Source organism: Methylophaga sp., assembly GCF_030651745.1.
The window spans coordinates 1-13555 of sequence record NZ_JAUSCC010000079.1; the positions used below are offsets into that span (position 1 = coordinate 1).

The window sequence follows — 13555 nt, forward strand, 5'->3', positions numbered from 1 at the left end:
TACCCAAAAATGCAACTCATCATCGCCATCGGCCCGCTTGCCCCAGCTGAATAACAGCCAGCCACTGAATCCCAACATAAGTGGTGCCAGATAAGCAGGTAAACCAAAAGCAAACAGCAAAGTATCTGCAAGCCATGCGCCGACAATACCACCACGGTTAGCGATAAAGTCATCCGTTCCGGTGGTTGACCAGCCAGGATCGGTAGGTTCGTAGGTGATTAAAGACAATAATAGATAAGCCGCCAATGCCAGCGCCAGGATCAGCGCTGCTTCCCGAAGTCTGAAGCCGACTGCGCCAGCGGAGACATCTGGTTTATTTTTGTCGTTTGCCCGTGTCGCTTGTGCCAATGTGATATTTCCAATGAAGCCAATTGATTAAACGCAGATTCTAACACAGGTTTTACAAGCTGATGCTTGTCCAAAGGCAAAGCAATGGGTACTCTAGGGCCTCTTTATCTTTCACAGCCGCCGCTGTTGTGAATTGAAAAAACGTCACACAAGGCGCGAGGAGTGAAGTTTAGTTATTCTAAATAGATGACGAGCAACACCGGGTGGCGTTTTTTCAATCACAACCCGAAGGGCTGGGACTCTTTTTCCGGCCTCCTGCGTTGGAAATGATTTATGTAGAATAACTACATCGCATCCTTTCCGCCTTGTTGGACGAAAAAAGAGCCTCCAGCAGTGGTGGCTGTGAAAGATAAACAGGCCCTCATCGCCTGCTTTTTCATTTGATACTGGGAGACACTCTTATGGCGGACAGCAAACACTGCCGACTACTGATTTTGGGCTCAGGCCCTGCGGGTTATACAGCCGCGGTTTATGCAGCTCGAGCGGCATTGGATCCAGTATTGATAACCGGTATTGAACAAGGCGGTCAATTAACCACCACAACGGATGTCGATAACTGGCCGGGTGATGCTGAAGGCGTACAAGGTCCAGAGTTGATGCAACGTATGCAAAAACATGCTGAACGTTTTGGCACCGATATTATCTTTGATCATATCCACACAGCCGATCTCAGTCAGCGCCCATTCAAATTAATCGGTGATGCTGGTGAATACACTGCGGATGCATTGATTATCGCCACTGGTGCTTCTGCAAAATATTTGGGCATGGAGTCCGAAGAAGCCTTTAAAGGTCGTGGTGTTTCCGCCTGTGCCACCTGTGATGGTTTTTTCTATAAAAATCAGCCTGTCGCCGTTATCGGTGGTGGCAACACGGCTGTGGAAGAAGCTTTATATTTATCCAATATCGCCTCAAAGGTCACGGTAATTCACCGTCGTGACAGCTTCCGCAGTGAAAAAATTCTCAGCAATCATCTGTTGAAGAAAGCCGAAACGGGCAATGTTGAAATTCTGTGGAATCACACACTGGACGAAGTGCTTGGTGACAATGCAGGTGTGACCGGTATTCGTGTTAAAAACACCGAAACCGGTGATACGCAGGAAGTCCCGGTTCAAGGCGTGTTTATCGCCATTGGTCATCAACCCAATACATCCATGTTCAAAGGTCAACTGGAAATGCAGCACGACTACATTGTGCTCAAAAAAGGCACTCAAACCAGTATTCCCGGTGTATTTGCAGCGGGCGACGTCTCTGATCCGATTTATCGTCAGGCAATCACCTCAGCCGGTGCCGGCTGTATGGCAGCGCTGGATGCTGAACGTTTTCTGGAAAGCGAAAAATAATAACGATAAGGCAGGTTCCCCCTGCCTTTATCATTTGAGGAGAGAGTTATGGCACTTTATCAACATATTCTGATTGCGGCAGATTTTTCCAACCATACCGACATGGTGATTCATCGCGCTAAAGCCCTGGCGGAGGCAAACAATACACGGCTGAGTTTATGTCATATCGTTGAAGATTTTCCCCTGACTGATTTTGCCTATGAGCCGATGATCAGTGTCGATGCAGATATGCGTGATGCCTTGCTGAATGCAGGTGAAAAACAACTGTCTCTTTTGGGAGAAAAGTTTGGTATTGACGTCGATAGCCAATGGATTGAATTTGGCAGTCCAGGTCGCGACATCGTGCGTATTGCAGAAGAAAATAATGTAGATCTTATCGTCGTCGGCTCTCACGGTCGCAAAGGCATTAAAATGCTGTTAGGTTCGACGGCAAACGCAATATTACATCATGCTCGCTGTGATGTATTAGCCGTTAGATTACAGGACAAAAATTAAGCCAAAATGACTTTTCGCTTACTCACTTTAGTGAATGTTTCTTGCTGGGCGAGTAAGCCAACTGAGGTTTCCTTATCGGCCGGCCGAGTTATAGATTGTTACTGAACTTAATAAACCCAAACACTAATTTGCTTGAATAAACCTCGTCAAGAAGGATATTTTGTGTCAACGCCATCCTCATTCCCCCCCGTTTACACTGAAGCATTTCATCAGGCATCTGAAAACCTGAGACGCACATTACCGTTTATCAATCAGCATCAAACTCCTGTTAACCCGGTTAATTACGCGGTCTGGTATGAGTATGTGGCTGGCAATAATCAACAATTAAAAAAAGCCATCGATAATCGTCTGCAACAACAACAGAAGATCACACCTGAACTGACACAGAAACTGTACGAAAAATATGTGTTAATGGGTTTTCCCGAAAAGCTTGAAGCCACTAATAATGGCCTCAGACTAGTGGTCGACAACACCATGAATCAGATCAATAAGGTTGAATTAGCTGCTGGTGATTTCTCTGACGATCTGGCTATTCAGCAAACCAAACTTGAACAATCTGAAGACATTACCGAAATTAAAGGCGTGCTTTCAGAAATCCTGGAAAACACCCGTAAACTGGGTCAATCCAGTAGTGATTTAAAACAGGAATTAGCAGCCACCACTCAGGAAATACTTCGCTTGAGATCTGAATTAGAGATCGTAAAACAACAGGCAAAAACCGATGGCCTAACCGGTTTGTTAAATCGTAGCTGCCTGAATAAAAAACTAAGTGATCTTTGTCATGATGGCGGACAGACTTTCTCAATGGGCTTATTTGATATTGATCACTTTAAGCAGGTCAATGATAAGTTCGGTCATTTGCTCGGTGATCGTGTGTTGCAGTTTTTTGCCAGTCTATTGAAAAAACATTGTCAGGGCACCTCACATATCGCAGCTCGTTTTGGTGGCGAGGAGATGGCAGTCATCTTTATCGACATGCCAGCCCACCAGGCATTAGAAATTGCTGACTTGATTCGCCAGCAGCTTGCCAGCAGTAATCTCAAGAAAAAAGACAGTGATGAAACCATTGGTACGGTAACGGTTTCTGTTGGTCTGAGTCAGTATCAGCCGGGGGATACTACATTGAATATTGTTGAACGTGCCGATGTGGCGTTGTATGAATCAAAAGCTGCAGGCAGAAATTGTATTACGCTACGTTAATCAGAACTTATAAAACTGGCTGTTAAGATAATCCACAACCTGTTTTTGTTGTGCCGGAGTCCAATTCACATCAGCTGCAATCGCACAATTCGCCACCCGTTTTTCCAAACCATCCAGCGTTTTCACACCTCGTTCAGCACGAGTATAAAGCGAATTGGGCTGACCACCAGTTAAAGAAGCGTGACATTGCATACAGTTGGCATCATGCAATGGTTTTCCCTGTGCCAGCGCCGTAGCGCTGACAGTCAGGAAAAACATGGCCAGCAGATAACGCATCAATCAGACAACCGCTCGGGTTTGTAAAGCAGCAATACGTAAAGATGCCGGAGGATGCGAATCATAAATAGCCGAAACCAATGGATCAGGTGTCAACGTACTGGCGTTTTCTTTGTATAAAGCCACCAGCGCAGTAATCAGATCATCCGCATTGGAAACCGATGCGGCATAAGCATCCGCTTCAAATTCATACTTGCGTGATAAAGAAGTCATCAACGGATGCAAAAAGAAGCTGAATACCGGAATCACCAGCATAAACAGAATCAACGCAATCGCATTGTTTTGCATCTCAACACCCAGACCGGTATAGAACCAGCTTTGTGTAGAGGCCCAACCCAGCAATGCCAGACCAATCAGGCTTAACACGGCCATCAATCCCATGTTTTTAATCACATGTTTGCGACGGAAATGACCTAATTCATGTGCCAGTACCGCTTCGATCTGATCTTCATTCAAAGTATTCAGCAAGGTATCAAAGAACACGATGCGTTTGTTGTTACCTAAGCCGGTAAAGTAAGCATTACCGTGACCACTGCGTCGTGAGCCATCCATTACATAAATGCCCTGGCTTTTGAAACCACAGCGTTGCAACAGGTTTTCCACCTTCTGTTTCAAATCAGCATCATCCAACGGGGTGAATTTGTTAAACAGCGGAGCGATAAAGGCCGGATAAGCCCACATCATAACGATTGCAAACCCCATCCAGGCTGCCCATAAATACAACCACCAGAATTCGCCGGTGCTGTTCATCAGCCATAAAGTCACCCACGCAATCGGCACGCCTAACACCAGCATTAACAATAACTGTTTGGCAAAGTCGCCCATAAACAAAGCTGGAGTGTTGCGGTTAAAACCGAATTTTTCTTCCATTACAAAGGTGCGGTACCAGGACAATGGCAGCTCTAGCAATGAGCCAATCAGCATAAAGCTCAGAATTAAAACCACACCAGTCGTCATGGCTGACCAACCCATACTTTCCCAGGCACCGGACAATAATGCCAAACCACCGCCCAAAGTCCAGAGAATCAAAACGACCGCGCCAAACCAGCTTTCACGACGCATTTGAGCACCTTTGGCAACGGTGTAATCGGCAGCCTTCTGATGGGCAGCCAAGCCAATTTGCTCACGAAATGGCGCAGGTACTTCATCACGATTCAATAAAACATGACGACGTTGACGTAATGACAACCAGATCTCGATCCCCGTCATCAGGGCGAGAGCGATTAAAAATATCCAGCTAAATTCATTCATAATTTTTTAAACCAGTTAGAATCCTATAAAGTGCTCGTTACATTAGCCTTTGATACAATCAATGGCAACATAGTTCACCCATTCTGTAGTAATAAAAAGACGGAGCTCATGGCCAAAAGCAAACACAACCTGATCTGGATTGACCTGGAGATGACCGGTCTCGATACCAATAACGACTATATTATCGAAATCGCCACAATTGTCACTGACAGCGAACTCAACATTTTGGCAGAAGGCCCGATTATTGCGATTCATCAACCTGATGGTGTGCTCGCGGGCATGGATGAGTGGAATACTAAACAACATGGCGGCTCAGGTCTGACCGAGCGGGTTCGTAATAGTGTTGTCACGGTAGAACAAGCTGAGCAGGAAACCCTGGAGTTTCTCAAAAAATACGTCCCGGCCGGTACATCCCCCATGTGCGGCAACAGTATTTGTCAGGATCGTCGTTTTATGGCGCGGTTGATGCCCGATCTGGAAGCCTATTTCCATTATCGCAATCTGGATGTCAGCAGCTTCAAGGAAATTGCGCGTCGCTGGGCACCCAAAGTTGAAAAATCATTTAAGAAAAAATCGTCACATCTGGCAATGGATGATATCAAGGATTCCATCCGCGAACTGCAGCACTATCGCGAGCATATGATTAAAGTACCAGAGTAAATTCGCCACGCAGAATCAGCTCCATTCACGGCAATTTCACGACAGCCACAGGATCATCATTACACTCAATATAAATTTGAATGTAATGATGCATCGAAAATTACTTTTACCGACTAAACATTGCATTGCCTGCCACCGACCGTTCAGCTGGCGAAAAAAATGGCGTGACTGTTGGGAGCAGGTTTTGTACTGTTCCGAACGCTGCCGCCGTAACCGGAAATCAGTAAATAATCTATGAAACCGCTACTGGGTTTTCCGGACAAAATGGTGTTGCTTGATTGCGAGACCACCGGTGGTAATGCCATTCGGGATCGGCTCACCGAGATTGCCTTGATCGAAATCACCAATGGCGTGGAAACGGATCGCTGGCAAACTTTAATTAATCCCGGTATCAGCATTCCTCCGTGGATAAGCAAACTCACTGGCATTACCGATGCGATGGTGGCAGGACAGCCCACTTTTGCCGAAATTGCCGAGGAATTACAACAACGTTTGGCTGACAACGTTTTTGTTGCCCATCATGTGCGCTTTGATTATGGCTTTATTCGTGAATCGTTTCGCCGCCTCGGCATAACTTTTTCAGCAAAGACATTGTGCTCGGTAAAGATCAGTAGACTGCTTTATCCAGAACAACGCCGTCACGGTATTGATGCCATTGTCGCCCGCCTCGGTTTGACCATCAATCAACGCCATCGGGCTATGGATGATGCACAGGTCATTCTTGAATTGCTCCAGCAAACACAACACGATTTTGATGAACCTGCCATCCAGCAAGCCTGTCAGCAACTGTCGCAACAAACCCGTCTGCCCAGTCATCTCGATATTAATGAAATCAATAAATTACCCGAACGGCCCGGTGTCTATCAGTTTTTTGATGAACAAGGTGCACTTTTATATATAGGTAAATCCGTCAATATCAAACAACGTGTTTTGAGTCACTTTGTGATAAACGGCAAACAGCGCAACAGCGATATACAACAACAATTGCAGCATATCGACTTTATTGAAACGCCTTCCGACTTTGGTGCGCAATTACTGGAAAATCAGTTAATCAAGAGCAAAACGCCACGTTATAACCGGCGGCAAACCAAAGCCAAACGGCTGTATCAAATCGCCTTGGCAACGGATGAAAATGGCTATCATCGCACCAGTATTGAGATGGCCGACTTACATCAATCACCAAATATCAGCCAGCGCTATGGCCTGTTTCGCAGCCAGAAGCAGGCAGAAAAAAAACTGCTTGAGCTGATTGGCGAACACCAGCTCTGTCAGAAACTTTGCGGTCTGCAAAAAACCAAAAACGGCTGTTTCGGTTATCAATTAAAAAAATGTCGTGGTGCCTGCTGTGGCGAGGAACCGGCGTTGCATTACAACTTGCGTCTGCAAACCGCGTTATCTGGTATCAAAAATCAGGTCTGGCCTTGGAAGGGTCCGATAGTGATTACCGAATTGCCAGCCGATGGCGATTATGATGCAGCACAGTTTCATCTGGTCGATCAATGGCTGTATTTCGGCACCATCAAAAACCAGCACGATGCTTACGAACGGCTCCAGCAGCAGTATGCTGAACCACAATACTTTGATCTGGATGCCTACAAAATTCAGTTACGTTTTTTATTAAAACTTCGTCCCAAACAATTATTGATTGAAAACTTGCGTTTACCTGCAGAGGAGGCTTAATGATCACGACCAGCCATCGCATTTTAGGCTATGCGGGACTCCTACCTTTCTTTGGACTGGCGATTCTGAGCTGGCTAGGCTTTTTATATGCTTTTGACTGGCTGCTCAGTTATGCCGCGTTAATTTTCAGCTTTCTGGGTGGACTACTCTGGTATGTCAGCAGCATTAATAAACTGCCACGCCATGTTGTAATAGTAAGTGTCTCCACCATGTTATGGGCCTGGTGCTGGTTGTTATCACCTACACATTACTGGCTATGGCTGGCCGCATTATCCTTTATCGGTCTGCACTTATATGAACGGCAACAACTCAGGGAAATCTACTCTGCCGAACTGATGCAGTTACGGGGCCATCTTTCTTATGGCGCAGCATTTTCATTATGGCTGGCAGCGCTTTCAACGTTAAATGGCTGAGCTGAGATATCTCAATATTATCCTCGGTGATCAGCTTGATGCCGACAGTCTGTTGTTTGATGATTTTGATCAGCAACATGATCGGCTGTGGATGGCCGAAGTAACCGCCGAGTCAACCGATTATCTGTCCAGTAAGCAACGCACAGTACTGTTTTTATCGGCTATGCGACACTTTGCAGAACAACTGCAAACTGACAAATACCCACTGATTTACTGGTCATTAAACGATCAAAAATCCAGTTTTCATGACGCTTTATCAGCGAGCTTAAAACAGCATTCATTTGAAAAAATCCGCTGCGTATTGCCCGGCGATGTCCGAGTGATGAATGAATTGCAGCAATGTGCCGCTGATGTTGATATCGAAATTGAATGGCTGGCCGATCGGCATTTCATCAGCAAAAAAGGTGAATTCAAAACCTGGCTTGCCGAACGCAAACAACCACGAATGGAATTTTGGTATCGACAGTTGCGTAAAACCCGCCACATCCTGATGGATGATGACCAGCCAATTGGCGGTCAATGGAATTTTGATAAGGACAATCGCAAAAGTTTTAGCAAAAATGGCCCGTCTAAATTACCAGCGCCACTGCTGTTCGAAACAGATAAAATCACCCGACAAGTCATCCAGGATGTTGAAAAATATCTCCCCAATTTCTACGGCAATATCGAAAAGTTCAACTGGCCGGTTACCCGCCAGCAGGCATTAGCGGCATTGAATGATTTTATCCAGCATCGCCTTGTGCATTTTGGTGACTATCAGGATGCCATGTGGACCGATGAACCCTGGCTGTATCATTCGCGTTTATCGACCTGCCTGAATCTGAAACTGCTCTCCCCTGCCGAAGTTATCGATGCAGCAGAAAAAGCCTATACCGACAATAAAGCGCCATTGAACGCAGTAGAAGGTTTTATCCGGCAAATTCTCGGCTGGCGTGAATATGTTCGCGGCCTGTACTGGAGCTATCGCGATGACTGGCTACAAATGAATGCACTGAATGCCCGGCGTGATCTGCCAGATTTGTATTGGCATGCCGAGACCAAAATGACCTGTCTGCATCACAGCGTCAAACAGGTGCGGGATCATGGCTATGGTCATCATATTCAGCGACTGATGGTGACGGGTTTGTTTGCGTTGTTATGGGGTGTCAAACCCAAAGCCATTCACCAATGGTATCTGGCGATGTATGTCGACGCCGTGGCCTGGGTGGAGATTCCGAATACATTGGGCATGAGCCAATATGCCGATGGCGGTATTGTCGGCTCCAAACCCTATATTGCCAGCGGTGCCTATATCAATCGCATGTCTAATTACTGCCAAAGCTGCCCATTTGATCCCAAGCAGGCCAGTGGCGACACAGCTTGTCCGTTTACCACGCTGTATTGGCATTTCGTTGACCGGCATCAGGACTTACTCAGTAAAAACCCACGCCTCGGTATGCAGGTCAAAAACTGGCACAACAAATCTGCAGATGAACAACAGGCCATCACACAACGTGCTGAAATCCTGTTCAGAAATTTACCGTAAGGAAACGTTATGCAAGCAACTCAACTGGTCTGGCTACGCAATGATTTACGCCTCGATGATCATCCGGCATTGGCACTGGCTGCTGAACATGGCCCAATCAAAGTTGTGTTCTGCGCCACACCTAAACAATGGCAACAACATGATGAATCCCCGGCAAGATTAGGGCTTCGTGCAGCGGTATTACAGGATATTGCTGATCGACTTGCCCAGCTCGGCATACCGTTTCATTTACTCGAAGTCGATTATTTTGCCGATGTGCCAGATGAGTTACTCAAATTCTGTCAGCAACAGAATATTACGGATATCTGGTTTCAAGCAGAAACGCCGCTGGATGAACAGCGTCGCGATCAGGCTGTTAGTGATGTATTAACCAAAGCCGATATCTATGTACATCTGCTTGCCGAAGATTTACTGGTCGCCTTACCTGTTAAAACCCAGCAGGATGAGCCATTTAGAGTATTCACGCCGTATTACCGTCGCTGGCTGCAAATCCTCGAAGATATTCAACAAACTCCGTATGCCGAACCAAAATCACAGGGAAAAGCCTTAAAGTCGGAGTTACTGGAATGTAATTGGGCCGGAAAATTTCGTGATGATTTATGGCCCGGCAACGAACAAAAAGCGTTAGAACGTCTCACAGCATTTTGTGAAATCAAATTGGATGTCTATAAAACCCAACGTGATTTCCCCAATAAACCGGCCACCAGCACCTTGTCACCCTATCTGGCCAATGGGCAGTTAGGCCCAAGAAGATTGCTGGCAACCATCCAGTATTACTGCGGCGAAGCCAAACGTGACTGGCGTCATGATGACTGGTTACGCGAACTTGCCTGGCGGGATTTTTATAAACAATTATTTCTTTATTTCCCGCGCCTCAGCATGGGTAAAGCCTTTAAACTGGAAACTGAAAAAGTGGTGTGGCGTGATGATGAAGCTGGCTTCAAAGCCTGGTGTGAAGGTAAAACCGGCTTTCCGATTGTTGACGCTGCGATGCGCCAACTCAATCAAACAGGCTGGATGCATAATCGACTCAGAATGATCACCGCCAGCTTTCTCAGCAAAATACTGCTGCTAGACTGGCGGCGTGGTGAACAGTATTTTATGCAAACCTTAATCGATGGCGAATTTGCCGCCAACAACGGTGGTTGGCAATGGAGTGCATCAACTGGTGTCGATGCCGCACCGTACTTTCGGGTGTTCAACCCCACCCTGCAATCCGAACGTTACGACCCACAAGGTTTATTTATCAAACGCTTTGTACCGGAATTAAAGGATGTGCCAATCAAGCAACTGCATAATCCCCCAGCAGATTTACGCGGACAATGCGGTTATCCGCAACCGATTGTGGATTACAAACAAGCCCGAAAAGATGCCATTGCAGCGTTTAAGGATCTGCCGAGAGAGTAGAAAGTTCAGTGACTTTTCAGATGTATCTGAAACTATAAACAGACTACATCGTTTTAAGTTTTCTTATGTGTGGTCTGGTTGACCACCATTTAATCAAAAGTAATATTAAAAATACGTTTAAAAAGATATTTAGAGGGATTTTTAAGAAATAAAATGCTTTCCCTGTTTTGACCGGCAGCTCCCAAAGTAATCTGGAAACTAGAGTTAAAACGAAAAGAAATGATAGAAATTTAATCCCATTTAGGCCGGTCAAAGCTAAGGTAAGTAACAGGACAATACCTGTGGTGGTTATCCCTACCCATGTTTCTGTATTCAAAGCACTTCCTTAAAATCAACCTAACCTCAGCCAGAATCAATCAAATTAAAACAAACTGGCTTACACCTTAAACCTTGATTTATGAATCTAGTTTGCACTCTATAAGCTGGTCAATTCCACGGCCAGTATATTGACTAACGATAATAAAAAGTTCTGATGCTAATGATCTGGCTTCATCTGATAACTCGTTAAGTTTTTCTATGGAAATAGGTTCAGCTTTTTTTCGTAAATCAAAAACAACATCTTCATACTCACTCTCATTGTATTTTTTCAATACAACAGGATTATGTGCTACCAGATTCCTGAACTTTTTTAGCTGCTTTGAACGGATCAATAGCATTTTCAACTCATCTCGTTTTTCATCCTTATCTGAAATTCTGGTGACATGATCAATTAACTTGTTCAATCGTTGTTCCAAGGAGTAATTTTTAGTTGTCACTCCCGTAAACCAATTTTCAAATAGCTTAAATGTAAGTAGCTCTATATCTCCGAAGGAAACAATAAGTCTCCCCACGTAAACTTCCCATTCCGTAAATTGCTCATTCATAATAAATATACTTAACTCCAGAAATGAGCGCTGTTTTGTAATCAAAAATGTTGGGCTTCGCAGGCTCAGCACCAACCTACCATAGATTTGGTAAATTTTTCTCGGTGCACTCTGTGTCTCTGTGGTTAATTCATTAAATCACGTCCCAATAACCCCACCATCCTCTTTGGTAATTAACACCGTGGCGGAACGAGGTCGGCCATTAGGTTTATGATCGGGCCAGTTGCTGGCCGCATTGGGGTTTTGAGGGGATTTATTGATACCTTGTCTTTGCAGAACATCCAGCATTTCACCGGGATGCTGGATATTGACCCACATGGTTTTCATATCCGGCGTCATGATAACGCCGGTAACTTCACACCCAACCGGTCCCGTCAGAAAACGACGGATTTCTCCGGTCTGCGGATCGGCCGCCAGCATCTGGTTATTACCCACCTCTTTGAACGGCCCATCATTCAACACGCTGGGACTAACATCAGTCTGAATCCACAACACACCACGATCATCTACATATAAACCATCCGGACAGGCAAACTGTTCGCCTTCACCTTCGCCGCCCAAGACAAACACTTGCCAGTTGAATTCAATGGCGGTGGCATCGGCTTCACTGAATCTGATGATATGACCAAATAGATTCTGATCACGTGGATTGGCTGCATCTTTGGCAGGTTTGCCTTCATTGCCGCGTTCACTGTTGTTGGTAAGCGACACAAAGACTTCATCGGTATGCGGATGTACAGTGATCCATTCAGGACGATCCATTTTAGTGGCGCCAACAATATCTGCTGCCGCACGGGCGTGAATCAACACGTCAGCCTGATCGGCAAAACCATTTTCAACAGTTAAGCCATTCTCGCCAAACAGCAGCGGTAACCAGCGGGCGCTGCCATCTTCTTCAAAGCGTGCCGCATAAAGGATTCCGTCATCCAACAAGCGGCCATGACGTGCTCCCAGGGTGCCGTCCCATGCATCGCGGGTAATGAATTTATAAATGTATTCAAACCTGGAATCGTCGCCCGAATAAAACGCCAGGCGGCCGTCTTTGCCTATTTTGTGGGCCACATTTTCATGTGCAAATCGGCCCAGCGCAGTGCGTTTGACCGGAATGCTTTGCGGATCATAGGGATCAAATTCCACTACCCAGCCAAAGCGATTGACTTCGTTTGGCTCTTTATCCAGATCAAAACGTGGATCAAACTGCTGCCAGCCGTAATAGCTGAACCCTAACTTATAACGCTTCCATCGGCGTTCGGTATCGGCGTCTCGGGGCTGTTTTGGATCATAAACAAAGTAGTAATGAAAATTCTCTTCGCAGGTCAGATAAGTACCCCACGGGGTTTTGCCATTCGCACAGTTATTGAATGTGCCCAATACGTTTTTTCCTTCCGGATCAGCCTGGGTTTTCATCAAGTCATGGCCTGCCGCCGGTCCACTTATCTGCATTTGTGTGTTGGCAGTTAGACGGCGTGCGTATTGTGATGGGCGAACAATTTGCCAGTTCCCATTCTCCCGTTTGACTTCGATTAGGGAAACACCATGGGCGTTTTGTTCTTTGGCGACTTTGTCGGCGCTATAGGTTTCCGGTGAATGGCTATGACTGCCATCGCTATGGATCACATCCAAATCCACATATTCATGATTCATCACCAACAGCCCATGTTCGTTATTATCTGAGCCTTTGGGTAACGGAAAATACTGCAATGCATCATGGTGCATACCAGCCTGTTGCAATTGATCGGCAGCGCTATTGCTGGCATCCATATTAAACGCCGGACCAGACGAAATCGGGTCGCCCCAACGGTAAAACACTTCCGCCCTATAACCTTCCGGTACTATCAACTCATCCAGTAAATCAGCCGTTTGAATAGGCTTAAAACCAAGCAGTTGAGCATGATTGCGGAGCATAGTGGCGGCAGATGACAGTGGCATGGCGGAAGCCAGCATCGCCCCCAGACTGAATTGCAACACTGAACGTCTAGACAATTGCTTTTGCAGAAGTTGATCGAAATGATTTCCTGACATGTTGGTTCCTGGGGTTTCGGAGTTGGCTTAACAGACCCTGGCTATTTTCAGAGGATTCCATGACCAGACGATGAC

At 45.9% G+C, this 13555-nt stretch carries 14 protein-coding genes; 9 read left to right on the forward strand and 5 right to left on the reverse strand.

Annotated elements, in window-relative coordinates; genetic code table 11:
- A partial coding sequence (locus Q7V21_RS09450; protein WP_304917056.1) for a DNA translocase FtsK 4TM domain-containing protein occupies positions 1-348 on the reverse strand: 348 nt, incomplete at its 3' end.
- Between the two features lie 401 nt (positions 349-749).
- On the opposite strand from Q7V21_RS09450, the gene trxB reads away from it, so the two are divergent.
- The 3 genes from trxB to Q7V21_RS09465 all read left to right on the forward strand — a co-directional run bounded on the left by trxB (position 750) and on the right by Q7V21_RS09465 (position 3383).
- On the forward strand, positions 750-1688 hold the full coding sequence (gene trxB / locus Q7V21_RS09455) for a thioredoxin-disulfide reductase (RefSeq protein WP_304917057.1): 939 nt from the start codon (positions 750-752) through the stop codon (positions 1686-1688).
- 48 nt (positions 1689-1736) lie between these two features.
- The gene (locus Q7V21_RS09460) at positions 1737-2183 is read left to right on the forward strand and encodes a universal stress protein (RefSeq protein ID WP_304917058.1); all 447 of its coding nucleotides are present in this window, start codon (positions 1737-1739) and stop codon (positions 2181-2183) included.
- Between the two features lie 162 nt (positions 2184-2345).
- Positions 2346-3383 carry a GGDEF domain-containing protein gene (locus Q7V21_RS09465; protein ID WP_304917059.1) on the forward strand — a complete coding sequence of 346 codons (1038 nt, stop codon included), beginning with the start codon at positions 2346-2348 and terminating at the stop codon, positions 3381-3383.
- Here Q7V21_RS09465 and Q7V21_RS09470 read toward each other — a convergent pair whose 3' ends face one another.
- Together Q7V21_RS09470 and Q7V21_RS09475 are read right to left on the reverse strand one after the other, a co-directional pair.
- Positions 3384-3659: a hypothetical protein gene (locus tag Q7V21_RS09470; protein ID WP_304917060.1), complete on the reverse strand. Its 276-nt coding sequence runs from the start codon at positions 3657-3659 to the stop codon at positions 3384-3386.
- A 3-nt stretch (positions 3660-3662) separates the two neighbouring features.
- Positions 3663-4910: a M48 family metallopeptidase gene (locus Q7V21_RS09475; RefSeq protein ID WP_304917061.1), complete on the reverse strand. Its 1248-nt coding sequence runs from the start codon at positions 4908-4910 to the stop codon at positions 3663-3665.
- 108 nt (positions 4911-5018) lie between these two features.
- Here Q7V21_RS09475 and orn point away from each other — a divergent pair, with 108 nt between their 5' ends.
- The 6 genes from orn to Q7V21_RS09505 all read left to right on the forward strand — a co-directional run bounded on the left by orn (position 5019) and on the right by Q7V21_RS09505 (position 10595).
- Positions 5019-5570 (forward strand): oligoribonuclease, encoded by a 552-nt coding sequence (gene orn / locus Q7V21_RS09480; protein ID WP_304917062.1) that lies wholly within the window; start codon positions 5019-5021, stop codon positions 5568-5570.
- 88 nt (positions 5571-5658) lie between these two features.
- A complete protein-coding gene (locus Q7V21_RS09485; protein WP_370654058.1) occupies positions 5659-5808 on the forward strand; it encodes a DUF2256 domain-containing protein in 150 nt (49 codons plus the stop codon).
- On the forward strand, positions 5805-7250 hold the full coding sequence (locus Q7V21_RS09490) for an exonuclease domain-containing protein (RefSeq protein WP_304917064.1): 1446 nt from the start codon (positions 5805-5807) through the stop codon (positions 7248-7250). The genes Q7V21_RS09485 and Q7V21_RS09490 overlap by 4 nt, the downstream gene beginning before the upstream one ends.
- Complete coding sequence (locus Q7V21_RS09495) at positions 7250-7663, forward strand: DUF3429 domain-containing protein (RefSeq protein ID WP_304917065.1); 414 nt, start codon at positions 7250-7252, stop codon at positions 7661-7663. The genes Q7V21_RS09490 and Q7V21_RS09495 overlap by 1 nt, the downstream gene beginning before the upstream one ends.
- Positions 7656-9188: a cryptochrome/photolyase family protein gene (locus Q7V21_RS09500; RefSeq protein WP_304917066.1), complete on the forward strand. Its 1533-nt coding sequence runs from the start codon at positions 7656-7658 to the stop codon at positions 9186-9188. Before Q7V21_RS09495 ends, Q7V21_RS09500 begins: the two co-directional genes overlap by 8 nt.
- Positions 9189-9197: 9 nt before the next feature.
- Entirely contained in the window at positions 9198-10595 is a 1398-nt protein-coding gene (locus tag Q7V21_RS09505) for a deoxyribodipyrimidine photo-lyase (protein ID WP_304917067.1), read from the forward strand.
- 395 nt (positions 10596-10990) lie between these two features.
- Here the strand turns inward: Q7V21_RS09505 and Q7V21_RS09510 are convergent, their stop codons facing one another.
- On the reverse strand, positions 10991-11458 hold the full coding sequence (locus Q7V21_RS09510; RefSeq protein WP_304917068.1) for a hypothetical protein: 468 nt from the start codon (positions 11456-11458) through the stop codon (positions 10991-10993).
- Positions 11459-11596: 138 nt separating this feature from the next.
- Positions 11597-13480, reverse strand: a complete 1884-nt coding sequence (locus Q7V21_RS09515; protein ID WP_304917069.1) for a PhoX family phosphatase — start codon at positions 13478-13480, stop codon at positions 11597-11599.
- Positions 13481-13555: the final 75 nt, after the last annotated feature.